The 25,999-nt window shown below is 68.1% G+C and carries 21 protein-coding genes; 6 read left to right on the top strand and 15 right to left on the bottom strand.

Features of this window, described 5'->3' with window-relative positions; all coding sequences use genetic code 11:
- Positions 1 to 8 precede the first annotated feature (8 nt).
- The gene (locus ACW14X_RS23370; RefSeq protein WP_457163481.1) at positions 9 to 1,304 is read left to right on the top strand and encodes an anthranilate synthase component I family protein; all 1,296 of its coding nucleotides are present in this window, start codon (positions 9 to 11) and stop codon (positions 1,302 to 1,304) included.
- A gap of 79 nt (positions 1,305 to 1,383) precedes the next feature.
- Positions 1,384 to 2,058, top strand: a complete 675-nt coding sequence (locus tag ACW14X_RS23365) for a GntR family transcriptional regulator (protein ID WP_160028400.1) — start codon at positions 1,384 to 1,386, stop codon at positions 2,056 to 2,058.
- 58 nt (positions 2,059 to 2,116) lie between these two features.
- On the opposite strand, the gene ACW14X_RS23360 is transcribed toward ACW14X_RS23365, so the two are convergent.
- The 3 genes from ACW14X_RS23360 to ACW14X_RS23350 all read right to left on the bottom strand — a co-directional run bounded on the left by ACW14X_RS23360 (position 2,117) and on the right by ACW14X_RS23350 (position 5,559).
- The gene (locus tag ACW14X_RS23360; protein WP_160028398.1) at positions 2,117 to 3,283 is read right to left on the bottom strand and encodes a hybrid-cluster NAD(P)-dependent oxidoreductase; all 1,167 of its coding nucleotides are present in this window, start codon (positions 3,281 to 3,283) and stop codon (positions 2,117 to 2,119) included.
- 19 nt (positions 3,284 to 3,302) lie between these two features.
- Complete coding sequence (locus tag ACW14X_RS23355) at positions 3,303 to 4,553, bottom strand: aromatic ring-hydroxylating oxygenase subunit alpha (RefSeq protein ID WP_350840345.1); 1,251 nt, start codon at positions 4,551 to 4,553, stop codon at positions 3,303 to 3,305.
- A gap of 265 nt (positions 4,554 to 4,818) precedes the next feature.
- Complete coding sequence (locus tag ACW14X_RS23350; protein WP_201451273.1) at positions 4,819 to 5,559, bottom strand: IclR family transcriptional regulator; 741 nt, start codon at positions 5,557 to 5,559, stop codon at positions 4,819 to 4,821.
- Between the two features lie 279 nt (positions 5,560 to 5,838).
- Here ACW14X_RS23350 and fdhA point away from each other — a divergent pair, with 279 nt between their 5' ends.
- Entirely contained in the window at positions 5,839 to 7,050 is a 1,212-nt protein-coding gene (fdhA, locus tag ACW14X_RS23345) for a formaldehyde dehydrogenase, glutathione-independent (protein ID WP_160028392.1), read from the top strand.
- A gap of 59 nt (positions 7,051 to 7,109) precedes the next feature.
- On the opposite strand, the gene ACW14X_RS23340 is transcribed toward fdhA, so the two are convergent.
- Genes ACW14X_RS23340 through glyA form a run of 10 tightly spaced genes read right to left on the bottom strand, consistent with a single transcriptional unit; the run spans position 7,110 to position 18,828 of the window.
- Complete coding sequence (locus ACW14X_RS23340; protein ID WP_457163480.1) at positions 7,110 to 8,441, bottom strand: bifunctional folylpolyglutamate synthase/dihydrofolate synthase; 1,332 nt, start codon at positions 8,439 to 8,441, stop codon at positions 7,110 to 7,112.
- Positions 8,438 to 9,292 carry a methylenetetrahydrofolate reductase gene (locus ACW14X_RS23335; RefSeq protein WP_457163479.1) on the bottom strand — a complete coding sequence of 285 codons (855 nt, stop codon included), beginning with the start codon at positions 9,290 to 9,292 and terminating at the stop codon, positions 8,438 to 8,440. Before ACW14X_RS23335 ends, ACW14X_RS23340 begins: the two co-directional genes overlap by 4 nt.
- The gene (gene folP / locus ACW14X_RS23330; protein ID WP_457163478.1) at positions 9,289 to 10,173 is read right to left on the bottom strand and encodes a dihydropteroate synthase; all 885 of its coding nucleotides are present in this window, start codon (positions 10,171 to 10,173) and stop codon (positions 9,289 to 9,291) included. Before folP ends, ACW14X_RS23335 begins: the two co-directional genes overlap by 4 nt.
- Positions 10,170 to 11,054 (bottom strand): bifunctional methylenetetrahydrofolate dehydrogenase/methenyltetrahydrofolate cyclohydrolase, encoded by an 885-nt coding sequence (locus tag ACW14X_RS23325; protein ID WP_160028384.1) that lies wholly within the window; start codon positions 11,052 to 11,054, stop codon positions 10,170 to 10,172. The genes folP and ACW14X_RS23325 overlap by 4 nt, the downstream gene beginning before the upstream one ends.
- Before the next feature lie 30 nt (positions 11,055 to 11,084).
- Positions 11,085 to 12,458 (bottom strand): L-serine ammonia-lyase, encoded by a 1,374-nt coding sequence (locus ACW14X_RS23320; protein ID WP_457163477.1) that lies wholly within the window; start codon positions 12,456 to 12,458, stop codon positions 11,085 to 11,087.
- On the bottom strand, positions 12,458 to 13,114 hold the full coding sequence (locus ACW14X_RS23315) for a sarcosine oxidase subunit gamma (protein ID WP_457163476.1): 657 nt from the start codon (positions 13,112 to 13,114) through the stop codon (positions 12,458 to 12,460). The genes ACW14X_RS23320 and ACW14X_RS23315 overlap by 1 nt, the downstream gene beginning before the upstream one ends.
- Entirely contained in the window at positions 13,107 to 16,016 is a 2,910-nt protein-coding gene (locus ACW14X_RS23310) for a sarcosine oxidase subunit alpha family protein (RefSeq protein ID WP_457163475.1), read from the bottom strand. The genes ACW14X_RS23315 and ACW14X_RS23310 overlap by 8 nt, the downstream gene beginning before the upstream one ends.
- On the bottom strand, positions 16,013 to 16,303 hold the full coding sequence (locus ACW14X_RS23305; protein ID WP_160028376.1) for a sarcosine oxidase subunit delta: 291 nt from the start codon (positions 16,301 to 16,303) through the stop codon (positions 16,013 to 16,015). The genes ACW14X_RS23310 and ACW14X_RS23305 overlap by 4 nt, the downstream gene beginning before the upstream one ends.
- Before the next feature lie 12 nt (positions 16,304 to 16,315).
- Positions 16,316 to 17,533 (bottom strand): sarcosine oxidase subunit beta family protein, encoded by a 1,218-nt coding sequence (locus ACW14X_RS23300; protein ID WP_160028374.1) that lies wholly within the window; start codon positions 17,531 to 17,533, stop codon positions 16,316 to 16,318.
- A complete protein-coding gene (glyA, locus tag ACW14X_RS23295) occupies positions 17,533 to 18,828 on the bottom strand; it encodes a serine hydroxymethyltransferase (RefSeq protein ID WP_457163474.1) in 1,296 nt (431 codons plus the stop codon). The genes ACW14X_RS23300 and glyA overlap by 1 nt, the downstream gene beginning before the upstream one ends.
- A gap of 109 nt (positions 18,829 to 18,937) precedes the next feature.
- Between glyA and ACW14X_RS23290 the strand changes: the two genes are divergently transcribed.
- On the top strand, positions 18,938 to 19,612 hold the full coding sequence (locus ACW14X_RS23290) for a GntR family transcriptional regulator (protein WP_457163473.1): 675 nt from the start codon (positions 18,938 to 18,940) through the stop codon (positions 19,610 to 19,612).
- Positions 19,613 to 19,679: 67 nt separating this feature from the next.
- On the opposite strand, the gene ACW14X_RS23285 is transcribed toward ACW14X_RS23290, so the two are convergent.
- A complete protein-coding gene (locus ACW14X_RS23285; RefSeq protein WP_457163472.1) occupies positions 19,680 to 22,169 on the bottom strand; it encodes a GcvT family protein in 2,490 nt (829 codons plus the stop codon).
- Positions 22,170 to 22,198: 29 nt separating this feature from the next.
- Positions 22,199 to 23,101 (bottom strand): formyltetrahydrofolate deformylase, encoded by a 903-nt coding sequence (purU, locus tag ACW14X_RS23280; protein ID WP_160028366.1) that lies wholly within the window; start codon positions 23,099 to 23,101, stop codon positions 22,199 to 22,201.
- A gap of 308 nt (positions 23,102 to 23,409) precedes the next feature.
- Between purU and ACW14X_RS23275 the strand changes: the two genes are divergently transcribed.
- Positions 23,410 to 24,744, top strand: a complete 1,335-nt coding sequence (locus tag ACW14X_RS23275; protein WP_457163471.1) for an MFS transporter — start codon at positions 23,410 to 23,412, stop codon at positions 24,742 to 24,744.
- A gap of 4 nt (positions 24,745 to 24,748) precedes the next feature.
- Positions 24,749 to 25,990, top strand: coding sequence for an amidohydrolase family protein (locus ACW14X_RS23270; RefSeq protein ID WP_457163470.1), 1,242 nt, complete (start codon positions 24,749 to 24,751; stop codon positions 25,988 to 25,990).
- The last annotated feature ends 9 nt before the right edge of the window (positions 25,991 to 25,999 follow it).

Raw genomic sequence — 25,999 nt, 5'->3', positions numbered from 1 at the left:
TGGCGTACATGCACGACGTTGCTCCGGGGGTCGTGGACATCCACCCGGCCACGAAGATGACCACCGAGGAGCGCTTCGCCGAGATGGCGAGCGCCGAGCCCCGCTGCTTCTGGCTGGACGCAGGGCCCGGGCAGACCTCCCGCTCGATCATGGGGGCCTTGCGCGACGACGACATCTCCCTCACCTACGACGCCGGGCGAGGTGAGGTGCTTCGACACCGCGGCGGAGAGGTCAGCCTGGCCGGCACGGACATCTTCACCGTCCTCGGGGACGAGCTCGCCCGCACGCCCGCGGACGAGATCTGGGTCGGCTACTTCGGCTACGCCTGTCGTCCGGACCTCGCGGCCAGGACGCGTCGCGCGGGCCGGCCCGCGATGCCCGACGCGATCTGGATGCGCACCCGCAACACGTCGATCGTCGACCAGTCCCCCGCAGACCTGGCCCGCCCCACCGTACGGCTCCCACCTCCGCAGTCGGTGAGCACCGCCCCGACCGCCTACACGCGAGCCTTCGACGAGGTGCAGCGGGAGCTGCGGGCCGGCAACACGTACGAGGTGAATCTGACGCACCGGATCGAGGTCCAGGACGCCATCGACCCGGCCGTCGCGTACCTGCGTCTGCGCGAGCTCAACCCGGCTCCGTACGCCGGCTTCATCCAGCATCACGGGTTCCGGCTGCTCAGCTCATCACCCGAGCGCTACGCCACGATCGACCGCAACCGGTGGATCGAGACCCGGCCGATCAAGGGCACCACCCCTCGTGGCACGTGCGCCGACGAGGACGAGGAGCTGCGCCGGGACCTGGCGTCGAACCCCAGGTTCCGCGCCGAGAACCTGATGATCGTCGACCTCCTCCGCAACGACCTGGCGATGGTGTGCGAGCCCGGCACGGTGACGGTCCCGTCACTGATGGCCGTCGAGTCCTACGCCTCGGTGCACCAGCTCGTGACGACCGTGCGCGGCCGGCTGCGTGACGACGTCACCGGCATCGAGGCGCTGCGCTCTCTCTTTCCGGCCGGCTCGATGACGGGCGCCCCGAAGCTGCGGACCATGGAGATCATCCGCCGCGTGGAGACCACCCCGCGCGGCGTGTACTCCGGCGCCTTCGGATGGATCGCACCTGACGGCCGGGCAGATCTCGGGGTCGTGATCAGAAGCCTCACGACCCCTGGCAACGGCACCTGGGAGCTCGGCACCGGGGGCGGAATCACCGTCCATTCGACGGCTCAGGACGAGTACGCCGAAACGGGCTGGAAGGCCGAACGCCTCCTGCGGGTGTTCGGCACGCCGTTGCGACGTAACTGATGTATCAGACTAAGATGGTAAAAAGCGGCAGAGGATCTGATGCCGACGAGCCGGAGCGGACAAGTGGGGCAAGAACTCAATGACAGTTGACGAGATCCTGGCAGCGACGGCGAATCCCCCCGCCACCTCGCTCGCCGATCAGGCCTACCAGTACATCCGCGAGCGTCTGGTGATGCTCGACATCCGCCCGGGTGCGCCGATCAACGACGGCCAGATCGCAGAAGCGATCGGCATGGGGCGTACGCCTGTCCGGGAAGCGATCAAACGGCTCGAGGCCGATCACCTGGTCCACTCCTTTCCGCGCCGCGGCACCTTCGCCACGACCATCGACGCGACCGAGCTCAGTGCGATCGCCGAGATCCGGCGCCAGCTCGCCCCGTACGCCGCCCGCGCCGCCGCGGAACGCGCGACGCCACAGCAACGTGAGCAGATGCGCGACCTCGCGGCCCAGATCGGCAAGGGCAAGCTGGGCGACGGTGATCGCACGGCCCTGATGCGCGTCGACAAGGCGGCGCACGGCCTGATCTACCAGTCGAGCGGCAATGCCCACCTCGAGGACATCCTGATCAGGTACGACAACCTCGCCATCAGGATCTGGTGGATGGTGATCGATCGCCTGCCCGACCTGGCCCACCACGTCCTCGAGCAGGCCCAGCTCCTCAACGCGGTCGCAGACGGCGATGCCGACCGGGCCGAGAAGCTCACCCTCGAGCACATCGGCAGCTTCGAGCGCGAGATCCGCCAGGTTCTCTGACGCCGCAGGTGGCTGTCGGGCCGGGGACGACCCGACAGCCAGCGCTGCGTACGCCGCCTCAGCAGTCCAGCTGGATGTCACCCAGCGGCTTCGAGCAGCAGATCAGCACCTTCTGGTTGGCGATCTCCTTGGGCCGGATGCCGCCGTTGTGCTGCATGTCGACCTCCCCGGAGAGCATCGACACCTTGCAGGTCCCGCACATGCCCTGACCGCAGGCCGCCATCGGCCGCATGCCGGCCGCGACCGCCGCCTCCAGGATGGTCTCGTCCGGGCCACAGGTGATCATCCGGCCGCTGCGCGCGAACTCGACCGAGAACCCGGCTCCGGCTTCCTCCTCGGCATCCTGCTCGACGGGCGGTGCGGCCGTCGGAGCAGGGACCGCGGGAGCGCCGAAGTCGAAGCTCTCCTCGTGGTACTTCTCCATGTCGTAGTCGAGCTCTTCGAGCAGCGACTTCGCCGCCGCCATGTAGCCCGCCGGACCGCAGATGAACGTCTCACGCTCGTTGAGGTCAGGGGCCAGGATCTCGAGGACAGGCTTGGAGATGCGACCCTGCAGCCCCATCCAGCGCTCGGTGGGGGCATCGCCCTCGCAGATCTCCACCACTCGCAGGTTGGGCATCAGGCGTGCCATCGCCTCGAGCTCGCCGCGGTAGATGATGTCCGCCGGCGTACGCGCGCTGTGCACGAAGAGGATGTCCGCCTCGGAGCCGAGGTCGTACAGCGTCCGCGTCATCGACAGCACCGGGGTGATGCCGCTGCCGGCCGAGAGGAAGAGGTACTTCGGCGCGTCCTCCTCCGGCAGGACGAACGCTCCTGCCGGAGCGTGCATCGAGATCCATGCCCCGGGCTCGAGGTTGTCGTGGAGCCAGTTCGAGACCACACCGTCGGCGACCCGCTTGACCGTGATGGCCAGCCGGTCCGGCCGGGTCGGCGGCGAGGCGATCGTGTAGCAACGAGTCATCAGCTCGCCGTCGATCTCGACCCGGATGGTGATGAACTGGCCCGCCTCGAAGTCGAAGGGACGTCGCTCGGGGGTCGTGAAGACGAAGGTCTTCACGTCATGGGTGACCGCCAGAACCTGGCTGCACACCAGGTCCATCACGTCGCTCTCGGCCCAGCAGGGCTCCAGCATCCGCTTGCTGCGTACGGGCGCCGGGCGGCCGTTCTGCAGCCCGAACGAGTTGGGCTCCGACACCTTGGGGATGTCGGTCTCCATGATGCTCATCTCTGCTCCCGGTCTCCGGCTAGGCGTTGGCTTGGACGCGTTGGACGTACCAGGTGACGAAGGCATCGACCTCTCCTTCGACCACGGAGTACGGACCGGGTACGTAGCCCGGGTCCGCCACGCCTCGCTGCGTGCCCTCGACGAGGACGCGGTCCTGGTCGTTGGTGGCGCGCCACACGGAGGTGAGCGACTCGACCGAGTAGTCGACTCCTTCGACGGCCTCCGGGTTCACCAGCCACGTCGTCCGGACCAGCGTCCGGTCGACCGCGAGCGGGATCACCGAGAAGACGACAGCGTGGTCACCGAGGAAGTGGAACCACGAGTTGGGCTGCATGTGCAGCGACAGGTCCCCGAACCTCGGGTCCTCGATGGACCCCATCAGCTTCGCGCACAGCTGCTGGCCATCGGGGCCGAACGAGGCGCCCGCGCCGTCGAGCGGCAGGTGGGAGATCTGGAACGCCGTCGTACGGCCCTCGAGCTCGCAGCGCTCGCCGATGGGGAAGCCGATGGCCTCGCAGGCCTTCTCCAGCTCCGCCTGCGCCACCTGATAGCGCTCGAAGGTCGACTGCATGCGCGGCGGCACGTCCTCCGCCTCGTAGCGGCTGATCGGGAAGTACGCCGTCACCAGCTCGGGGTGGGAGGCGTCGCAGTGGTGACACTCGCGGTTGTTCTCCATCACCAGCTTCCAGTTGCCCTCCTCGACGATGTCCGTCTGGTGGGCGACCTTCGCCGTGGCGAGCGAGTAGGGCTTCAGGTAGGGCTCGATGAACTCGGCGACCTCGTCGAAGTCGGCCGGCGGCTCGTCGGCGAGGCAGAGGAAGACCAGTCCGCCGACCGCGCGGACGTTGACCGGCTTGAGCCCGAACTTGTCGTACTCGAACGTGCCCGGCTGCGACTCGGCGAAGATGAGGCTGCCGTCGACCCGGTAGGTCCACTGGTGGTAGGGGCACACGATGTTGCCGATCGAGCCGCAGGCGGACTCGAGCAGTCGCGAGCCGCGGTGGCGGCACACGTTGCGGAAGGCGCGGACGTTCTCGTCGTCGTCGCGGACGACGATCACGGAGTGAGCGCCCAGATCCACCGTGACGTAGTCACCGGGGTCCGGAATCTCGGCCTCGGCGACAGCGAAGATCCAGTGCTGGCCGAAGATGACGTCGAGGTCCTGCTCGTAGATCTCCGAGCTCGTGTAGAAGGGCGCCTCCAGGCTGTAGCCGGATGCTCGCCTGTCCGCCAGGGACGCCAGATCCTCAGGCGTCGATTCGATGCTCATTCGCGTCACGTTGATGTCTCCCACGCTCAAACCGGGCAGATTCCGGGTTCAGATACGGCGGTCCGCCAGACGGCGGTTGTTTCACTCTGCACAACTACTGCGTAGCGTGAAACGATTCTGCCGCGCCGAAGAAGACGCTGTCAACGGGTCGATCTGGATTCGCCGGCAGGATTTACACGGGCTTTACGACGTACGCGAAGTGGCCCGCATGCACGAGGCATGCGGGCCACTTCGAGGGTGCCGAACCGTCATCGGCACGCGCAGATCATTCCGCCTTGGGGAAGCCGTTCCGCTCGGAGATCGCAGCAGCGGCGGCCAGCACGTGCTCGGCCAGCTCGGGCACCTTCTCGGACGTGATGCGGAACGACGGGCCGGAGGCCACCACCGCGGCGATCACCCCGCCGCCCAGGGAACGGATCGGCGCGGCGACCCCGGTGAGACCGATCTCGTGCTCGTCGGCGGAGTAGGCGTAGCCCAGCTTCCTGACCTCGGCGAGCTGCTCCTCCAGCAGCGCGGGATCGACCACGGTCTCCTCCGTGTAGCGCTCGAGCCCGCCCTCGAGGATCCGTCGGCGCTCCTCCGGCGACATGGTCGCCAGGAAGACCTTGCCGGACGCAGTGGTGTGCAAGGGGCTCCGCTGCCCGACCCAGTTGACCGATGTGATCTCAGCACTCCCGATCACCTGGTCGATCGTGATCGCCTCCTCGCCGTCGTTGATGACGATGTTGACGGTCTCACCGACCGCATCGGCCAATGCCATGCAGATCGGGCGACTCGTGACCGAGATGTCGTGCTTGCGGGTCGCGCCGGCGGCCAGCTGGATGACGCCATAGCCGAGCTGATAGTGACCCCGAGTCGCGTTCTGCTCCACCAGCCCGCGCGCCTCGAGGGTGGCCAGCAGACGGAAGACCGTCGACTTGTGCACCCCCAGTTCTTCGGAGATCGGCGTGACTCCGACAGCCCCCCGACGGGCGAGCACCTGGAGGATGGAGATGGCTCGGTCCACTGAGTGAACGGTCGTGCTCCGTGTTTCGCTCGTGTTGCTCATGCTGAAACAGTATGCCTCCCTGTCAGATTCTCCCCTTCGCCCCTACCGCCGGGTAGCTGCGGCGCGAGCCATCAGACGCCTCCGTACGAGCCCAGAAATCGATCGAAACAGGGTCTTGATGCCGACGCCGTCGACGGTTTAGTTTGTTTCATATAGCGCTCTTGTTTCGCTATGAGAAACATCCCCGCAACTCAGCAAGCTGGACGTCCCCACCCGGGGGCAGGAAGAAGAGACGCCATGGCAGACAACAGAGTCGTCGTCTACAAGGGGCCGGGCGAGGTGGCCGTCGAGTCCATCGAGTACCCGAAGCTGGAGCTCCCCCAGGACGTCGTGAGCGGCCTGGGCATCAAGCGCGCCGCGCCGCACGCGGTGATCCTCAAGCTCGTGACCAGCAACATCTGCGGCAGCGACCAGCACATGGTGCGCGGCCGGACGACCGCGGCGATCGGTCAGACGCTCGGCCACGAGATCACCGGCGAGATCGTCGAGATCGGCGACGACGTCCTCTTCCACGAGGTGGGCGACATCTGCTCGGTCCCGTTCAACATCGCGTGCGGTCGTTGTCGCATGTGCAACGAGGGCAAGACCGGCATCTGCCTCAACGTGAACCCGGCGCGGGCCGGCGCGGCGTACGGCTATGTGGACATGGGTGGCTGGATCGGTGGCCAGGCGGAGTACGTCATGGTCCCGTTCGCCGACTTCAACCTGCTGAAGTTCCCCGACCGCGACCAGGCCCTGGAGAAGATCCTCGACCTGACGATGCTCTCCGACATCTTCCCGACCGGCTACCACGGTGCCTACACCGCCGGCGTCACCACCGGGTCGACGGTGTACGTGGCAGGCGCAGGCCCGGTCGGGCTCGCCGCGGCGTACTCGGCGCAGCTGCTCGGTGCGGCCACGGTCATCGTCGGCGACATGAACGCGGACCGGCTCAAGCAGGCCGCCAGCTTCGGCTGCGCGACTGCCGACCTGTCCTCCGGTGACGCCCTGGCGGACATCATCGCGGACATCGTCGGGGAGCCCGTCGTGGATGCGGCGATCGACGCGGTCGGGTTCGAGGCCCGCGGCCACGGCCAAGACGCCGCCGAGCAGCCCGCCACCGTCCTCAACGACATCATGGACGTGGCGCGCGCGGGTGCTTCTCTCGGCATCCCGGGCCTGTACGTCACCGGCGACCCGGGCGCCGTCGACGACGCCGCCAAGCAGGGCCAGATCGGCGTCCGGCTCGGTCTGGGCTGGGCCAAGTCGCACACGTTCGTGACCGGCCAGTGCCCGGTGAAGCAGTACAACCGCCAGCTGATGAACCTGATCCTCGCCGACAAGGCCCACATCGCCGACGCCGTGAACGCGAAGGCCATCAGCCTCGACGAGGCGCCGGAGAGCTACGCCGCGTTCGACCAGGGCGCGGCCACCAAGTACGTCATCGACCCGCACGGCATGGTGCGCTGACTCAACCGGACAGCTCGACGGTCCTGCCCCCGGCCATGTCGGCCGGGGGCAGGACCGGTTCACACACCCAACAGGCGACGCGCCTCACCCACGGTGACGACGGAGCCGGTGACCAGTACCCGAGCCGGCGCTTCCGCGTCCGGGGAGAGGGCCAAGGCCTCCCTGGTCGCTTCGAGAAGAGCATCGGCGAGGCTGTCGATCTCCAGAACCCGATCAGCGCCGAGGACTCCTCGGGCCGCGGCCGCGGTGTCGCGAGAGGACAGTGAACGCGGACTGCCGTTCCGGGTGCAGATCATCGTCGTCACGACGGGGTCCAGCTCCGCGAGCATGCCCTCGAGGTCCTTGTCGCCCATCGCGGCGACCACGGCAACGGTCGGCCTCGTGCCCAGATCGGTGAGGCCGGCCGCCAGTGCCCGGGCACCGTCGGGGTTGTGGGCTGCGTCGAGGATCACCGCGGGAGTGCCGGGCAGCACCTCGAGCCGCCCGGGCGAGCGGGCCGAGCCCAGCGCCCGTCGCAGTGCGTCCAGCGGGATCACGTCTCCCAGGAGTGCCTCGATGCTCGCGATCGCGAGTGTCGCGTTGTGCGCCTGGTGGCGTCCGTGAAGCGACAGCGGGATCTCGGGATAGTGACCGGCGAGGCCGTTGACCGAGATGATCTGTCCATCGCCGAACGCTCGTCTGCCGCTCAGGCGGAAGTGACGGCCCTCGACCATGAGCCTGGCGAGATGCGCGTCGGCCTGGGCCCGGAGGAGCTGCTCGACATCCGGGGTCTGACGAGCCGTGACGGCCAGCGCACCCGGCTTGATGATCCCGGCCTTCTCGGCCGCGATGTCGAGCCTGGTCGGACCCAGGTGATCGAGGTGGTCGAGGCCGATGGGGAGGATCGCGGCGACCGGGGCGTCGATGACGTTGGTCGCGTCCCACATGCCGCCCATGCCGACCTCCACCGCCGCGACGTCGACGCCGGCCCTCGAGAACGCCTGGTAGGCCATGGCGACCGTCATCTCGAAGAACGACAGCGGAGTGGGACCCTCCCGGTCCACGGCCTCGGCTGCGGGCAGGACATCGCGGTACGCCTGGACGAAGCCATCCTGCGGGATCGGCCGCCCGCCGATGCTGATCCGTTCCCGGATGTCGGCGAGATGAGGGCTGGTGAACCGGCCGACCGTCGAGCCCAGCTCGAGCAGGATCGCCTCCACCATCCGCGCGGTGCTCGTCTTGCCGTTGGTTCCGGTGATGTGGATCGACCGGTAGTCGCGCTGTGGCCGGCCGAGCGCGTCCGTCACCGCTCGGATGCGCTCCAGGGACGGGGCGATCCTGGTCTCGGGCCAGCGGGCGAGGAGCCGCCGCTCCACCTCGTCGACGCCGAGGTCGACGTCGAGGCCGGTCACTGGGGTTCTCCGCCCAGGCGCGCCAGCAGGTCGCGGCGCCAGGTCTCGGTCTCGGCGACCTGGTTGAACGTGAACAGGTGCAGACCGGCGATCGCGGCTTCCGGCCCGTCCAGCTCCGGGGCCGCACGGGTGAGGAACCGCTCCGGCGAGTAGCCACCGGGCGCGGCGATGCGCGCGAACATGCCCTTGTTCTTGGCGAGGAACCGCGTCGACTCCCCCACCCCGATCTTGGTCGCCATGGTGAGGAGCTTGGTGCGCTCGACCGGGCCGGGCAGCCCGATGATGATCGGCGTCGTGACGCCTCGGGCGCGCACACGGCGTACCCAGCCGGTGAGGGCCTTGTCGTCGAAGGTGAGGTTGCTGACGATCTCGGTGGCGTGGTGGCGCTTGTCCCACATCGCCTGGACCAAGCGGTCGTGGATGATCGTCGGATGGTCCTCGGGATAGCCGGCGACACCGACGTGGCTGAACGGGTCACCGAGATCGACGAGCGCCTCGAGGAGCTCCAGCGCGCCGGGGAACGCCCCAGGTTGCTCGGCGTCGCCGGCGGGCACGAAGACCTGGTCGATGCCGGCCGCCTTCAGACGACCGACGATGTCGGCGAGCTCGCTCCGGCCCGAGACCATGCGCGCGGCGAGATGGGGTACGACCTCGTAGCCGTGTCCGGCGAGGCGGATGGAGAGGTCCACGGTTCGTTCGAGGCCCTTGGCCGGGGAGGCCGTCACCGTGACGGTTCGGCCGACGGGGAGAGACCTGGTGACGACTTCTTCGATCGTCGCGGTGGGCAGGACCTCGTAGCGGGCATCGAGCAGCAGTCTGCGTACGGTCACGGCGGCCGAGCGACGACTCATCGCCGCCCTGCCCGGACACCGACGACGTCGGCTGCGACTGCAGATCCACGCAGGCGTGCGGCCACCCTCGAGGCGGCAGCCGCACCGGACACCGAGTGCACGCGCACTCCCCAGGCACCTCCCGCGGCAGCGATGGCGGCCACGGCGTCCGACGCCTCGTCCCGGTCGGCCGGAACATCCGGGTCGCGCCGGCCGTACGTCGACACCTCGGCGAGGAACCGCTTGCGGGAGGCTCCGACGAGGAGAGGGAAGCCGAGGTCTCTCAGCGTGCTGAGCGACGAGAGCAGCTCCCAGGACTGGGCGCTGTTCTTCGCGAATCCCAGACCGGGGTCGAGGACGATGCGCTCGGGACGTACGCCGGCCTCGAGTGCGGAATCGACCCGGCCGCGGAGCTCGGCGCAGACGTCGCCGACGACCGAGTCGTAGAAGCAGAAGTCGTCCATCCGCATGGAGTGGGCGCGCCAGTGCATGAGTACGCAGGTGACCTCCGCCTCGGCCAGGAAGGGCAGCATCCTGGGATCGGCGAGCCCGCCGGACACGTCGTTGACGATGACGGCCCCGGCCTCGACGGCTCGCTCGGCGACCGAGGCGCGCATGGTGTCGACCGAGACCGGCAGCCCCTCCCGGGCCAGGGCCTCGATCACCGGGATCACGCGGGCGATCTCCTCGGTCGCGCTGACCCGCTGGGCACCGGGCCGGGTGGACTCGCCGCCGACATCGAGGAGATCGGCGCCGTCGCGCATGAGCTCGAGGCCTCTGCGTACGGCGGCGTCGACGTCGAGGAACCGGCCGCCGTCGGAGAACGAGTCGGGGGTGACATTGATGATGCCCATCACCTGGCAGCGCTGATCTACCTCGGCGAGCAGCTGCGTGGCACTCATGTCAGAGCCCCGGCGATCGCCTCCCTGGCAGCCAGCTGCTGTTCGGCGATCTCGACGATGTTGGTCAGCAGCATGGCCCGGGTCATCGGTCCGACGCCGCCGGTCGCACCGCTCATCTTGCCCGCGACGACGTCCACGTTCGGATCGACGTCGCCCAGGATGCCTTCGATGGTGCGAGTGATCCCGACGGACAGGACCGTGGCGCCAGGGCTGACCCAGTCGGGCTTGACCAGGTGAGCCACACCCGCCGCCGCGACGATGACGTCCGAGGCCCGGGCGTGGGCGGCGACGTCGCGGGTCTCGATGTTGCACAGCGTGACGGTGGCGTGCTCGGTGGGTCGGGTGAGCATGAGCCCGAGCGGCCGGCCGACGGTCAGCCCGCAGCCGATGACACAGAACCGCTGTCCGGTGATCGGCACGTCGTGCTGCCTCAGGAGCTCGATGATCCCGCGCGGCGTGCACGGCAGCGGAGCAGGAGTGCCGAGCACCAGCTTGCCGAGGTTCGTGGGGTGGAGCCCGTCGGCGTCCTTGTCCGGGTCGATGAGCTCCAGGACCCGATGGGTGTCGACGTGGGGCGGCAGGGGCAGCTGGACGATGAAGCCGGTACAGGTCGGATCCTCGTTGAGCTGCTGCACCGCTGCCTCGATCTCGGCCTGCGACGCGCTGGCGGGGAGCTCGATCCGGATGGAGGCGATGCCCACCTCGGCGCAGTCGCGGTGCTTGCCCGCGACGTAGGAGCGGGAGCCGGGGTCGTCACCGACGAGGATGGTGCCGAGGCCGGGGTCGATCCCGGCCTCGTGCAGTGCCTTCACCCGCACGGCGAGCGCGGTCTTCAGATCAGCAGCGACGCGCTTGCCGTCGATCTTTGCTGCGGTGGTCATGCACTTCTCCTTCTCGCGAGACCCGTGACGTCAGCATTCGATGACGTTGACGGCGAGGCCTCCGCGGGAGGTCTCCTTGTACTTGATCTTCATGTCGGCTCCGGTCTCGCGCATGGTCTTGATCGCGGCGTCGAGAGAGACCCGGTGGCTGCCGTCGCCGCGGGCGGCGATCCGGGCGGCGTTGATGGCCTTGTTGCTGGCGATGGCGTTGCGCTCGATGCAGGGAATCTGCACCAGGCCGCCGACGGGGTCGCAGGTGAGCCCGAGATTGTGCTCGATGCCGATCTCGGCCGCGTTCTCGACCTGCTCCGGGGTGCCGCCGAGCACTTCGCACAGGGCTCCGGCAGCCATGGCGCAGGCCGAGCCGACCTCGCCCTGACAGCCGACCTCGGCCCCGGAGATCGACGCGTTGATCTTGAACAGGATGCCGACCGCGGCGGCGGCGAGGAGGAACCGCACGATCCCGTCCTCGTCCGCGCTGGGCACGAACTTCTCGTAGTAGTGGAGTACGGCCGGGACGATGCCCGCCGCGCCGTTGGTCGGCGCAGTCACGATCCGTCCGCCCGAGGCGTTCTCCTCGTTGACGGCGAGGGCGAAGAGGTTGACCCAGTCCATCGCTCTGAGCGGGTCCGTCTCGTCCGTCGATGCCTGGAGGTGGGTGTAGAGACCGGGAGCACGCCGCGGAACCTTCAACCCGCCGGGCAGCGTGGGGTCGGTGCGGGTGCAGCCGTTGTGCACGCACTCCTGCATGACCGACCAGATGTGCAGCAGCTCGCCGCGCACCTCCTCCTCCGTACGCCACGCCAGCTCGTTGGCCATCATGATGTCGCTGATCCGCTTGCCCGACTCGGCGCAGACCGCGAGCAGCTCCGCCCCGGTGGTGAACGGGTACGGGATCGGGGTCGCGTCCTCGACGATCCGATCGGCGCCGGCCGCGTGCTCGTCCACGACGAAACCGCCGCCGACCGAGTAGTAGGTGCTCTCCAGGAGCACCTTCGTGTCGGCGTCGAACGCGCGGAAGATCATGCCGTTCGGGTGCGCGGGAAGGGTCTTGGTGCGGTGCATGACGACGTCGTCGGTGTCGAACTCGATGTCCCGGGCACCAGAGAGCCTCAGGCGCCGGGTGGCACGGACCTCGGCCACACGAGCGTCGGCGTTGCTGGTGTCGACGCTCTCGGGCCGGTTGCCCTCGAGCCCGAGGATCACGGCCTTGTCGGAGCCGTGGCCGTGACCGGTGGCACCGAGGGAGCCGAACAGCTCCACCTGTGCACGGGCGACGGTGTCGAGCAGTGATCCGGCCTTCAGGGCATCGATGAACTGCGCCGCCGCGCGCATCGGGCCGACCGTGTGGGACGACGACGGCCCGATGCCGACCGAGAACATGTCGAAGACGCTGAGTGCCATCAGCCGGATCCCAGGCGCTGTGTCGAGCTTGTCGAGATGAGCTTGAACTCGGCCATGGCATCGATCAGCCAGCGGCCCAGGTAGTCGGCGTACGAGGCACGCGGCAGGATCCGGTAGGAGTCCGTGTCGACCTTCCAGAGGATCACCGGAACACGTCCGATGGTGCTGGCAACCGCCGCGCCCGGGGTGAAAGCCCTCGGGTGGAGGTCGAGCGGACAGCCCTTCTCGAGGACCGCCTGCGCCGAAGGTCCCTCGAGCCGGAAGGTGGTGCGGTTGGCCGACAGGTCGACGACCGCGGCACCGCCTCCCGTGACGCCTGCGCGGAGGTAGGACACCAGGGTGGAACCGGCCACGCTCTGCGAGATGACCAGGAACTCGTCGGGCGAGAGCCACAGCACCACCACGTCGTGGCCGGTGGCGACCTCGCCGCACCGGGCGGGAAGCTCGGCGCCGAGGATCTTGGCCAGGCGCTCCCGGTCGGGCGAGCCGACCGGCACCCGCAGACCCACCATGGTGAGGAACTGCTCCTCACGCACGCGCACCCCGAGCGCTCCGGTGACGCCGGCGTCGACGAAGGCGCCGTGCAGGTGCTGGGCCGGGCTGACGCGCAGAGCCGAGATCTTCTTGTCGAGCGGCTCGATCGTGGTCTCAACCATCGCGGCGGGTTCCTTCCGGGTCGTAGAGGACGGTTTCAGCGACGACGACGTCGACCAGTCGGTCACCGACCGGCGCGACGAGGGTCTGGCCGATGCGGTTGCGGCCATCCTTGATGAGTGCCAGGGCGAACGATCGCCCGAGCGCGGCACTGTGGTAGCTCGAGGTCACGTGCCCGAGCATCGGCACCGGTCCGTCGGCCGGGGTGATCGGCGTACCTGATGCGACCAGCTGGGTGCCCTCGGGCAACCGGAACGACTTGTCGACGGGCAGCACCGAGACGAGGTGCTTGCGGTCCGTGCGTGCGGTGTCGGCCCGGTTGTAGGACCGCTTGCCGACGAAGTCCTTCGCCTTGGAGACGATCCACTCCATGCCCGCGTCCTGGGGAGTGACCGTGCCGTCGGTGTCCTGGCCGACGATCGGGTAGCCCTTCTCGGCGCGGAGCACGTGCATGGTCTCGGTGCCGTACGGGGTGATCGCCCACTCCTGGCCGGCGGCGTGGATCTCTTCCCACACGCGCTGTCCGAACCAGGTCTCGACATTGACCTCGAAGGCGAGCTCCCCGGAGAACGAGATCCGGCACACCCGCGCCGGGATGCCCGAGGCGAGCGTCGTCTCGCGGAACGTCATGAACGGGAAGGCCTCGTTGCTGACGTCGAGCTCCGGAGCGATCTTGGCGATCACCTCACGTGACCTCGGGCCGACGACGGCGACGGTGGCCCATTGCTCGGTCACCGAGGTGAAGCTGACGTCCAGGGTCGGCCACTCGGTCTGGTGCCACTCCTCGAGCCAGTCGAGGACCTTGGCGGCGCCGCCGGTGGTGGTCGTCATGAAGTAGCGACCCTCGTCGATGCGGAGCGTGACGCCGTCGTCGAAGATCATCCCGTCGGGCGTACACATGACGCCGTAGCGCGCGGATCCGGGGGCGAGCTTCTTGAAGGCGTTGGTGTAGATCCGGTTGAGGAACTCACCGGCGTCACTCCCCCACACCTCGATCTTGCCCAGGGTGGTCGCGTCCATCATGCCGACGGACTCGCGGACGGCGGCGCACTCGCGGAGAACGGCCTCGTCCAGGGACTCGCCGTTCCGCGGGTAGTACCACGGCCGCAGCCACTGCCCCACGATCTCCATCTCGGCGCCGTGCGCGACGTGCCAGGGATGGATCGACGTCAGCCGGGCCGGGTCGAACAAGTCACCCCGCTCGCGGCCGGCGAGGGCGACGAACGGGACCGGAGCGTACGGAGCACGGTACGTGGTGGTGCCGATCTCGCCGGGGCTGCGACCGTCGTTGAGCGCGGCGGCGATGACGCCGATGGCGTTGACCCCGGAGGTCTTGCCCTGGTCGTTGGCGGTGCTGATCGAGGTGTAGCGCTTGATGTGCTCGACACTGCGCATACCGGCCCCGGTCGCCCGCAGTACGTCGTGCACGGTCTGGTCGCGCTGGAAGTCCACGAAGTGGTCGACCAGGTCGTCGAGCGGAACGGAGGCCTCGGCGGCGAGCCACAGCGGGCGGGTCGTGCCGTCACCTGTCGCCGCAGGGAGCGGCCCGGTCGGGGCCTCGGCCTCGCCGATGAAACCGGCGGCGAGGAGCGCGGTCGCTGCCGCATGCCGCCCCTCGGAGAGACACGCATCGAGGGTGTAGCTGCCCCGGGCCGATCCCACCATCTGCTGACCGGTGACCTCGCCGTCGGGGACGAACCCGGCCAGATCCTCGTCCCAGCGGACCTTGCCCTGCCGCTGGCTGTGCAGGTGGACCACGGGGCTCCAGCCACCGGCGACGGCGACGACGTCGCAGGCGATCTCTCGCCGCTCGCCGACCGCGGCGCCGTCGGCGTCGATCGCCGACACCGTCGCGGCGGTGACCCGCCGGTCACCGTCGGTGTCGAGAACGGCGGAGCCGAGGATGACCTCGATGCCTGCCGCCGCGGCGCGACGGGCGGCCTCGGACTGCTCCGGGCGGGCGTCGACGACGGCCGCCACGGCGACCCCGGCCCTGGTCAGATCGGCGGCGACCTCGTAGGCGCTGTCGTTCGTGGTGGCGAGCAGCACGTTGGAGCCTGCGGCCACGCCGTACCGGTTCAGGTAGGTGCGGACCGCGGAGGCGAGCATCACGCCGGGGCGGTCGTTGTTGCCGAACACCAGGGGACGCTCGTGCGCGCCGGTCGCGATGACGACCTGCTGCGCCCGGATGTGCCAGAGGCGCTGGCGGGACACACCGGTGAGTGCCTCCTTGGCGGACGCGTCGAGGTGGTCCAGCCGGCTCTCGAGCGCGATCACGTAGTTGGCGTCGTAGCTGCCGAAGGCGTTGGTCCGGGTCAGCACCGTGACCTCGGGGGCAGCCGCGAGCTCCTCGGTGACGCCGCTGAGCCAGGCGTCGGTGTCCACGCCGTCGATGCTGAGGCCGCGTGTGGAGAGAAGGGAGCCGCCGAGCTCGGGCTGGTCGTCGACGAGGATCACCCGGGCTCCGGATGCGGCGGCGGTGCGGGCCGCGGTGAGGCCGGTCGGGCCGGCTCCGATGACGAGGACGTCGGTGTGGACGTACTTCTTGTCGTAGATCGCGGTGTCGTCGGCGGGGTCGAGGTCACCGAGGCCGCTGAGGTAGTCGGCCTCGATCCCGTCGACGAGCTCGACGGTCGTGGCGGGCAGCATCGACTCGGTCACCGAGTCGCCGGGACGCCTCAGCTTGACCAGCGCGTTGGACTCCTCGAGACCGGCGGCGAGGACGCCGCGGGGACGCTGTCGGTACAGCGAGGGGCCACACTCGAGCACGCCGTTGGCGATCAGTGCCGAGGCGAGGGTGTCGCCGGCGTGGCCGGCGTACTCCTGGCCGTCGACGCTGAAGGCGAGACGGGTGGATCGGTCGATTCGGCCGCCGTCTGCGAGGCGGTGCGACGTCGTGCTCACTGCGGGCCTCCATCCAGGGTGGGACGCGGTTCGCCGGCCTGGTAGACGGCGGCGATGCGGTAGGTGACGGTGTCGCGAAGAACGTTGAACCACTTGCGGCAGCCGGAGCTGTGGACCCAGCGCTCGGCGAAGATGCCCTTGGTGTTCTCGCGGTAGAACAGGTAGCGACCCCACTCCTCGTCACTGAGGGCGCTCGGGTCCTCCGGGTAGGGGACGTGGGCCTGACCGCCGTAGTGGAACTCGGTCTCGTCGCGGGACCCGCAGTTGGGGCAGCTGATGAGAATCATCGTCGGCTCCTTTCAGTGGGCCACGGCGGCTGCGCCGTGCTCGTCGATGAGGGCACCGGTGCTGAATCGCTCCAGCGCGAACGGTGCGTTGTACTCGTGGGGCTCGTCGTGGGCGATCGTGTGCGCCATCGTCCAGCCGGCGCCCGGCGTGCCCTTGAACCCGCCGGTCCCCCAGCCACAGTTCACGTAGAGCTGATCGATCGGCGTCTTGCTCACGACCGGGGAGGCATCCGGGGTGACATCGACGATGCCGCCCCAGGTCCTGAGCAGATGCGCGCGGGCGAAGATCGGGAACAGCTCCACGGCGGCCGCCATCTGCTCCTCGATCACGTGGAACCCGCCGCGCTGGCCGTAGCCGTTGTACGCATCGACGCCCGCGCCCATGACCAGCTCGCCCTTGTGGGCCTGGGAGACGTAGACGTGGACGTGGTTCGACATCACCACGGTCGGGTGGACGGGCTGGTGGAGCTCGGAGACGAGCGCCTGGAGCGGGTGCGACTGGATCGGCAGGTCGAAGCCGGCCATCTCGGCGAGGACGCTGGAGTGACCGGCCGCGCACAGCGCGACCTTGCCGGCCGCGATGGTGCCGCGGCTGGTCTGTACGCCGACCACCCGGTTGCCGTCCTTGAGGATCCCGGTCACCTCGCAGTCCTGGATCAGGTCGACGCCGAGCTCGTCGGCCTTGCGCGCGAACGCCCAGGCGACGTGGTCGTGCTTCGCGATGCCCGCACGGGGCTGGTAGGTCGCGCCGAGGACCGGGTAGCGGATGTTGTCGCTGACGTTGATGATCGGGCAGACCTCCTTCACCTGGTCGGCGTCGAGCCACTCGGCGTCGATCCCGTTGAGGCGGTTGGCCTCGCAGCGCCGCACCGAGTCGCGTACGTCCTGCAGGGTGTGGGCGAGGTTGAGCACGCCGCGCTGGCTGAACAGGAAGTCGTAGTCGAGCTCCTCGGGGAGCACCTCCCACTGCTTGAGGGAGTGCTCGTAGATCGCCGCGGACTCGTCCCACAGGTAGTTGGACCGGATGATCGTCGTGTTCCGGGCCATGTTGCCGCCGGCGAGCCAGCCCCGCTCGAGGACGGCGACGTTGGTGATGCCGTGGTTCTTCGCCAGGTAGTACGCCGTCGCCAGGCCGTGTCCGCCGCCGCCGATGATGACGACGTCGTAGGAGGACTTGGGCTCCGGGTTTCGCCAGAGGAAGTCGGGGTGCTCGGGCAGCAGGTCTGCCATCACTCGGCTCCGTTCGACTCGATGAGGTGGGGGTAGAGCGGGTGCTTCTCGGCGAGGTTCGTGACCCGGCTGCGCAGCGCGTCCGCCGTCTCGTCGGTGAAATCGTCCTTCAGCGCGGCCGCGATGATGTCGGCCACCTCGCTGAAGTCGGTGTCGCCGAAGCCGCGGGTGGCGAGCGCCGGCGTGCCGATACGCAGGCCGGAGGAGACCATCGGCGGACGCGGGTCGAAGGGCACCGCGTTGCGGTTGACGGTGATGCCGATGCGGTGGAGCCGGTCCTCGCCCTCCTGGCCGTTGAGCTCGGAGTCGCGCAGGTCGACCAGCACCAGGTGGACGTCCGTGCCACCGCTGACCACCGAGACTCCCGCGGCCGCGACGTCGTCGGCGAGCAGCCGCTCGGCGATGATGCGGGCACCGCGCAGCGTACGCTCCTGGCGCTCGCGGAACTCGGGCTCCGCGGCGACCTTGAAGGCGACGGCCTTGCCGGCGATGACGTGCTCGAGCGGCCCGCCCTGCTGGCCGGGGAAGACCGAGGAGTTGATCTTCTTGGCGACGGCGGGGTCGTTGGTGAGGATGACGCCACCGCGCGGCCCACCCAGGGTCTTGTGCGTGGTCGAGGTGACGACATCGGCGAACGGCACCGGGTTCGGGTGGAGGCCGGTCGCGACCAGGCCGGCGAAGTGCGCCATGTCGACCATGAGCCGGGCGCCGACTAGGTCCGCGATCCGGCGGAACTCCGCGAAGTCCAGCTGCCGGGGGTAGGCGGACCAGCCGGCGACGATCAGCTTGGGCCGGTGCTCGAGGGCCAGTCGCTCGACCTCGGCCATGTCGATCAGGAAGTCCTCGCGGCTGACCTCGTACGGCACGACCTGGTAGAGGCGCCCGGAGAAGTTGAGCTTCATGCCGTGGGTGAGGTGGCCGCCGTGGGCCAGCGAGAGGCCGAGGATGGTATCGCCGGGCTCGAGGAGGGCGAACATCGCGGCGGCGTTGGCCTGGGCTCCCGAGTGCGGCTGCACGTTGGCGTACTCCGCGGAGAAGAGCGCCTTGAGGCGGTCGATGGCGAGCTGCTCGATGACGTCGACGTGCTCGCAGCCGCCGTAGTAGCGACGGCCCGGGTAGCCCTCGGCGTACTTGTTGGTGAGGACCGAACCCTGAGCCTCCATGACGGCGGCGGGAGCGAAGTTCTCCGAGGCGATCATCTCCAGCGTCGTCTGCTGGCGGCTCAGCTCGGCGTCGATCTGCGCGCTGACCTCGGGGTCGAGGTCTGCGAGCGAGGCGGTCAAGACGTCAACCACGATGAACTCCCAAACTCTTGAAGTACGATTGATATATCAGTTCGGGATCAACAGTATGCTGGGTAGCGAACACCTGTCAACGGCCCAGATCAGAAAGCGGTGACTTGGTATGACCGACGTTCAGGCGCCCGCCCGGCCGGCGATCGGCGCAACGATCTCGCTGGCGCACGCGGCCTACGAGCGCATCCAGGACCGACTGATCATGCTCGACATCAGGCCGGGCGAGCCGATCAACGACGGCAGGCTCGCGGACTCGCTCGGGTTCGGCCGTACGCCGGTGCGCGAGGCCCTCAAACGCCTGGAGACCGACCATCTGGTCGTCTCCTACGCGCGCCGCGGCACGTTCGCGACGCCGGTCGACGTCACCGAGCTGGGCGCCATCTCCGACCTGCGCCAGCAGCTCGAGCCGTTCGCCGCCCACCGCGCGGCGACCGCCGCGACCGACCAGATGCGGGCCGAGCTGCGCGCCATGGCCGAGCGGGTTCGCGGTCTCGATCCGTCGGGCGACGGCCGGCCCACCCTGATGCGGCTCGACATGTCGGTGCACCGGATGATCTACCGAGCCACGGGCAACCGGCACCTCGAGGACGTCCTGGTCCGCTACGACAACCTGGCGACCCGGATCTGGTGCCTGGTCGTGGACAAGCTCCCGGACCTGGCGTCCCACATCTCCGAGCACGCCCCGCTCCTGGAGGCGATCGCCGACGGCGACGCCGAACGCGCCGAGCGGCTGACCCGCGAGCATATCGACGGCTTCTCCACCGAGATCCGTCGCGTTCTCTGACTGTGGTCTCTCAACACGAGATCGGGCGCCGGCCCACCCGGCCGGCGCCCGATCTCGACCCGTCGGGTCAGCCGCGCAGGCGGCTCATCTCGGGGTCGAAGAGCGGCTCCGGGGTGATCGTCGCCGCGATCCGCTGGCCGAAGTACTCGATCTCGACCTGGTCGCCCTCGCCGATCTCCGCCGGCAGGTAGGCGTAGGCGATCGGCTTGCCGATCGTGAAGCCGTACGCCGCGCTGGTGACGTAGCCGACCGCGGTCTCCCCCGACAGCACGGGCTCCTTGCCGAGCACCATGGACTTGCCGTCATCGATGGTGAGGCAGCGCAGCCGGCGGGCCGAGGTCTCCACCGAGCGACCCGCGAGCGCGGCCTTGCCGACGAAGTCCTCCTTCGCGGTCTTCACCGCGAAGCCGACGCCTGCCTCGTACGGGTCGTGCTCGGTGGTCATGTCGGCGCCCCAGGACCGGTAGCCCTTCTCCAGCCGGAGCGCGCCGAACGCGGCCCGGCCGGCGGCGATGACACCGTGCTCCTGCCCGGCGTTCCACAGCACGTCCCACAGCTTCTGGCCGTTCTCGGCGGAGGCGTAGATCTCCCAGCCGAGCTCGCCGACGTAGGACAGGCGCAGGGCGGTGACGGGGATCCCGCCGATGGAGGCCCGCTTGCCGCGGAAGTACTTCAGACCGTCGTTGGTGAAGTCGTCCGTGCTGACCTTGGCGATCAGGTCCCTGGCCAGCGGCCCCCACAGTCCGATGCAGCAGGTGCCGCCGGTGATGTCTCGGACGTGAGCGGACAGGGCGGGATCCTCGGCACGCAGCTTGCGCGCCTCTCGCCGGAGGTACGCCAGGTCGACCGTGCCGTTGGCGCCGACCTGGTAGAGCTCGTCCTCGAGTCGGGCGACGGTGATGTCGCTCTTGATCCCGCCCTGCTCGTCGAGGAACAGGGTGTAGGTCACCGCACCGGGCTTCTTGCTGACGTCACCGGTGGTGAGCCGCTGCAGCAGGGTCTCGGCGCCGGGTCCGGAGACCTCAAGGCGGCGCAGCGGCGTCATGTCGTACATGGCGACCGCGGTGCGCGTCTTCCACGCCTCGACGGCCGCGATCGGAGAGTAGTAGCGGGCCGACCAATCGTCGCGCGTCGGCGACTTCCACTCCTCCGGCAGCTCGTCCAGCAGGGCTGCGTTGGCCTCGTACCAGTGCGGCCGCTCCCAGGTCCCGGCCTCGAGGAAGAAGGCGCCGAGCTCGACCTGGCGGGCGTGGAACGGGCTGACCCGGATGTCGCGGGGCGAGTCCTTGGGCTGCAGCGGGTGGAGGATGTCGTAGATCTCGACGAAGTTCTGCTGCGAGGTCTCGCTGACGTACGCCGGAGCCAGCTGCGTCTCCTCGAACCGGTTGAGCTCGAGGTCGGCGAGGTCGTACTGCGACCGACCGGTGGTCAGCACCTCGGCCACCGCCCGGGCGACGCCGGCGGAGTGGGTCACCCAGACCGCCTCGGCCACCCAGAAGCCGTCGAGGTCGCGGGACTCACCGACGAGCGAGCCGCCGTCGGGCGTGAACGAGAAGATGCCGTTGAACGACGACTCCGCGATCTCCGTCTCCTGCAGGCACGGGAGCAGCTTGCGGCACTCGTCCCACGGGCCCTCGAAGTCCTCGGGCGTGAAGTCGAGCCGCGACGGCATGTTGTCGTGGTCGACGTGGTCCGGGGTCGGGCCGAGATCGGAGGCGACGTACGGCATCGGCTTGTGGGCGTACGAGCCGATCCCGTAGGCGTCGCCCCACTCCCGGAAGTAGAGGTCCTGGTCCTGGTGTCGCAGGATCGGCAGGGTCGCGCCGTCGGGCGCCTCGTGCTTGCCGGCCAGGACCGGCACCGACGTGGTCTTGATGAACTGGTGGGCGAGCGGGAGGAGCGGCACGTCGGTGCCCGCCATCTTCCCCACCTCGACACCCCAGAAGCCGGCGCAGGATACGACGATGTCGGCCTCGACCACACCGTTCGTGGTCTCGACGCCCGTGACATGGCCGCCCTCCTGGAGGACTCCGGTCACCGCGGTGTGCTCGAGGTAGGTGACGCCGGCCGCCTGCGTACGCTCGATGAGCAGGTCGACGGCGCGCGCCGCCCGGGCCAGACCGTCGCTGGGGATGTGCAGACCCGCGAGGACCTGCGACTCGTCGATGTGCGGGTAGAGGCTCTTGCACTCGGCGGGACCGATCACCCGAGCCTCGATCCCCCAGGACTTCGCGTAGCCGAGCTTGCGGTAGAGCTCGGCGACGCGGGCCTCGGTGGTCGCGACCTCGAGGCCACCGACCTGGTTGAAGCAGCTCACCCCGTCCTTCTCCAGGGACAGGAACTTCTCCACGGTGTACTTGGCGAACAGGGTCATCGTCTTCGACGGGTTGATCTGGAAGACGAGACCGGGCGCGTGGGAGGTCGAGCCGCCGGGCAGGCTGAGTGGGCCCTGTTCGATGACCGTGATGTCGGACCACCCGCGTGACACGAGTTCGTCCGCGAGGTTCGTGCCGACGATGCCGGCGCCGATGATGACTGTGCGGGGCGAGGACGTCATGAGCTTCTCCGTGAGGTTCGGGTTGGTGGTCAGCGGAACACGACGGTGCTGGAGCCGTGCATGAAGACGCGGTGCTCGCAGTGCCAGCGGACGGCGCGCGAGAGTGCGAGGCACTCGGCGTCCTGACCGACGGTGGCCAGGGCCTGCGGTGTGTAGGTGTGGTCGACCCGGTTGACCTCCTGCTCGATGATGGGTCCCTCATCGAGGTCAGCGGTGACGTAGTGAGCGGTGGCACCGACGAGCTTGACGCCCCGTTCGTGCGCCTGGTGATAGGGCTTGGCCCCCTTGAAGCCGGGCAGGAACGAGTGGTGGATGTTGATCGCGCGACCCTCGAGCTGGCGGCAGAGGCCGTCCGAGAGGATCTGCATGTAGCGGGCGAGCACGACCAGGTCGACGTCGTACTCCTCGACCAGGTCGAGCATGCGCTGCTCGGCCTGCGGCTTGGTCTCGGGCGTGACCGGGATGTGGATGAACTCCAGTCCGGCCGCCTCCGCCATGGGGCGAAGATCCTCGTGGTTGGACGCGACGACAGCGATCTCGGCCCCCAGTGTCCCCCCGCGCCACCGGAAGATGAGGTCGTTGAGACAGTGGCCGAACTTGGAGACCATGACCAGCAGTCGCGGCTTGCGCTCGTCGTGGAACGCGTACGACATGCCGAACCGGTCCGCGATCGGACCGAACGCGGCGGTGAGCTCATCGACATCCGCCCCGTCGACGGACGCGAACGCGGTCCGGAGGAAGAACAGTTCCCCCACCCGGTCGTCGTGCTGCTGGTGCTCGAGGATGTCGAACCCGCGGTCGTACAGGAAGCTCGTGACCGCCTGCATGATCCCCGGGCGCTCCTGACAGGACAGCGTCAGCACGTTGGTCGTCGCAGTGGGCGCGGTCGCCACGGACGCAACGGCGGTCGTGCTTGGCGGGCTGATGGTCATGCTGGGCTCCTGGTTGCCGGTAATGATACACAACTCATATATCAGAATGATCGTAGAACGGCTCTCAGAGCGCCGTCAAGGGTCTGGCCAGCCAACCAGGAGTCTCCGGTCCCACCGCACCCGTGACGATCTCGGCTCCGAAGGTCACGGCGTCCGCAACATCGGTCGAACGGCCCCACCCAAAGTCACGACACATGGCTACTGCCCACCGCGGTCGAGACAGGCCATGCTTCGACGATCAAGGCACCGAACAGAACCGGTGAGGTCAGACGGGCCATATGCCATGTGGCGTAGCGAAGGGAAGCCTCGTGAGTGTTGAGAAAGTAGATCTGCCCGAAGGTGTTGCGAATGAACCCAGCCTGCGCCGCACGGTTGTCGCGGCGTCGGTCGGCAACTTCGTGGAGTGGTACGAATTTGCCGTCTACGGTGTGGTCGCCGCCTACATCTCTACAGCGATGTTCCCCACCGGCGACCCCACGGCCGCCATGCTGAACACATGGGCGGCCTACGGGATTTCGTTCCTGGTGCGGCCGGTCGGAGGCGTGTTCCTGGCGCGACTCGGTGACCGCTACGGCCGACGCCACATTCTCTACGTCACGATCACCCTGATGTCGATCGCGACATTCTGTATCGCGCTGATCCCTTCGTACGCGACCATTGGGATCGCCGCACCGATCCTTCTGATCTGTGCTCGCATCGCACAGGGCATCGCGGCAGGCGGCGAGTTGGCCGGCGCGGCGGCATTCCTCTACGAGCATGCGCCAGCGCATCGCCGGGCGAGGCTGGTCAGCTTCCTGGGCGTGAGCACGTTCTGTTCGATCGTTCTCGGCTCGACACTGGCGACTGTGCTCACCGTCGCGCTGCCGGCCGACGAGATGCAGTCTTGGGGGTGGCGCGTGGTCTTCGCCACAGCTCTCCCTCTCGGTTTCATCGGCCTCTACATCAGGCGCTCCCTCCAGGAGACTCCCGAGTTCCAGCAGATGCACACCCAGCGAAACGTCACGGTGGCCGGACCGAGATCGGAGAGCCTGTGGCTTGCCATCCGACAGAACGGGCGCGCCATCCTTCTGTACCTGGGATTCGGAACGTTCTACTCGATCGCGGTCTACGTCAGCGTCGCTGCCTACCTTGCGTACATGCTCGCGAACGGATTCTCGGAGAAGGCAGCGTTGACGATCAACACCATCGCCGGTCTCGTGATCATCGCCGGAATCCTGTTCACGGGCGGCCTGGCCGATCGAATCGGGAGGAAGCCGATCCTGATCGGTGGCGCAAGCGCCATGGCTGTGGGAGTCGTGCCGACCTTCCTGTTGGGATCTACCGGGACATTCGCCTTGGGACTGTTGGGGGCCCTGATCTTTGCAATCCCGCTATCGGTGTTCCTCACTCCGGCTGTCATCAATGTCGCCGAGCTCTTCCCTGCCAAGGTTCGAGTCACGGCCGGCACCGCGGCCTACAATCTGACCGTCATAATCGGTGGATTCATGCCCTTCGTCGCAGTGTGGATCACTGACGCCACCGGTTCCCGACTGGCTTTCCCGGTCTTTATCGCAGCGATGGCCACACTGGCGCTCACCGTCGTGGTGGTTTGGTACCGTGAGCCCGATTCTGATCACGAATCACCCACGTTGGGCAGGAACTGAAACGATGACACAGCTGATTCTGGAGAACGCCCGAATCTTCGATGGCGTGTCCGAGGAATGCCCCGATGGCATGACGGTGCTCATCGAAGATGGATCGATCCGCGAAGTCTCCGATCGTCCCATCAAGTCAGTCGACGCCCACAGGGTCGACGTCGCCGGTAAGACTCTTATGCCCGGCCTGATCGACATGCATGTTCACTCCTACTTCTCCGATCTCGATCCACGTGTTCTCAACGACCGCGATGCGCCCTACCGAACTGCCTACGCGATCAAGAAGCTCGGCCACGCGCTTGACAGTGGATTCACCACCGTGCGCGATATCGGTGGTGGCGACTACCCTTTGGCCGCCGCCATCGCGGACGGGCTGATCAGAGCGCCGCGCTTCTTCTACGCAGGCAAGATTCTGTCGATGACCGGCGGCCACGTCGACTACCGGACGCCCAACGAGAAGAACCACACGCATGGGTACTGTTCCTGCGCCTCGATGAACTGGGCTGGCGTCATCGCCGACGGTGTCGACGAGTGCATCAAAGCAGCGCGCGAAGAGCTGCGCCGCGGCGCGCACTGCATCAAGATCGTCGCGTCTGGCGGTGTCATGTCACCGAGCGATCCGATATGGATGAATCAGTTTCGAGAAGATGAGATTCGCGCGATCGTCCAAGAGTGTGTTGAACGGCGAACCTATGTTTCGGCGCATTGTCTGACGAGCGAATCGACGCGTAGGTCCGTCGAATTCGGCGTGCGCTGCATCGAACATGCTGCGTTGATCGATGCCGAGACCGCCAGTTTCGTCGCCGAGCGCGGGGGCTATGTCGTCCCGACGCTGTGCGTCCTTTTCTCTCTTGTCGAGAGTGGTCTCGAGATGGGCCTGCCCCCTGACCGCATCGACGATGTTCGCGCGATCTACGAAGAGTCGATGGGCGCTCTGGACCTGATGCGAAGCGCTGGTGTCAAAGTTGCCTTCGGTACGGACCTGCTTGCTGGTTTCTACACACAGCAGTGTCGCGAGTTCGAACTCCGTCAGGAGGTGTTCACGCCCATCGAGATATTGCGTCAGGCAACCTCCGTCGGGGCCGAGATTCTCATGCAGGAAGGCAAGCTCGGATGCATCCAACCCGATGCACATGCCGATCTCATCGTCGTCGATGGCGACCCATTGAAGGACATCAGCTTGCTCGCTGCCGATGGACGCAACTTGGACCTGATCGTGCGCGCTGGAGAAGTCGTCAAGAATCGGCTGAGCTAGGACGCTTTC

Source organism: Nocardioides sp. YJ-D4, assembly GCF_054031495.1.
This window is presented reverse-complemented; position numbering and strand designations above follow the sequence as displayed.

Excerpts from the sequence above, each read along its gene's own strand:
- ACW14X_RS23370 (WP_457163481.1), top strand. The coding sequence starts at position 9 with ATGCACGACGTTGCTCCGGGGGTCGTGGACATCCACCCGGCCACGAAG.
- purU (WP_160028366.1), bottom strand. The coding sequence starts at position 23,101 with ATGACCATCAGCCCGCCAAGCACGACCGCCGTTGCGTCCGTGGCGACC.
- fdhA (WP_160028392.1), top strand. The coding sequence starts at position 5,839 with ATGGCAGACAACAGAGTCGTCGTCTACAAGGGGCCGGGCGAGGTGGCC.
- ACW14X_RS23270 (WP_457163470.1), top strand. The coding sequence starts at position 24,749 with ATGACACAGCTGATTCTGGAGAACGCCCGAATCTTCGATGGCGTGTCC.
- ACW14X_RS23335 (WP_457163479.1), bottom strand. The coding sequence starts at position 9,292 with ATGAGTCGTCGCTCGGCCGCCGTGACCGTACGCAGACTGCTGCTCGAT.
- ACW14X_RS23300 (WP_160028374.1), bottom strand. The coding sequence starts at position 17,533 with ATGGCAGACCTGCTGCCCGAGCACCCCGACTTCCTCTGGCGAAACCCG.
- ACW14X_RS23320 (WP_457163477.1), bottom strand. The coding sequence starts at position 12,458 with ATGGCACTCAGCGTCTTCGACATGTTCTCGGTCGGCATCGGGCCGTCG.
- ACW14X_RS23365 (WP_160028400.1), top strand. The coding sequence starts at position 1,384 with ATGACAGTTGACGAGATCCTGGCAGCGACGGCGAATCCCCCCGCCACC.
- ACW14X_RS23305 (WP_160028376.1), bottom strand. The coding sequence starts at position 16,303 with ATGATTCTCATCAGCTGCCCCAACTGCGGGTCCCGCGACGAGACCGAG.
- ACW14X_RS23355 (WP_350840345.1), bottom strand. The coding sequence starts at position 4,553 with ATGAGCATCGAATCGACGCCTGAGGATCTGGCGTCCCTGGCGGACAGG.
- ACW14X_RS23315 (WP_457163476.1), bottom strand. The coding sequence starts at position 13,114 with ATGGTTGAGACCACGATCGAGCCGCTCGACAAGAAGATCTCGGCTCTG.
- ACW14X_RS23325 (WP_160028384.1), bottom strand. The coding sequence starts at position 11,054 with ATGACCACCGCAGCAAAGATCGACGGCAAGCGCGTCGCTGCTGATCTG.
- ACW14X_RS23360 (WP_160028398.1), bottom strand. The coding sequence starts at position 3,283 with ATGAGCATCATGGAGACCGACATCCCCAAGGTGTCGGAGCCCAACTCG.
- ACW14X_RS23285 (WP_457163472.1), bottom strand. The coding sequence starts at position 22,169 with ATGACGTCCTCGCCCCGCACAGTCATCATCGGCGCCGGCATCGTCGGC.
- folP (WP_457163478.1), bottom strand. The coding sequence starts at position 10,173 with ATGAGTGCCACGCAGCTGCTCGCCGAGGTAGATCAGCGCTGCCAGGTG.
- ACW14X_RS23290 (WP_457163473.1), top strand. The coding sequence starts at position 18,938 with ATGACCGACGTTCAGGCGCCCGCCCGGCCGGCGATCGGCGCAACGATC.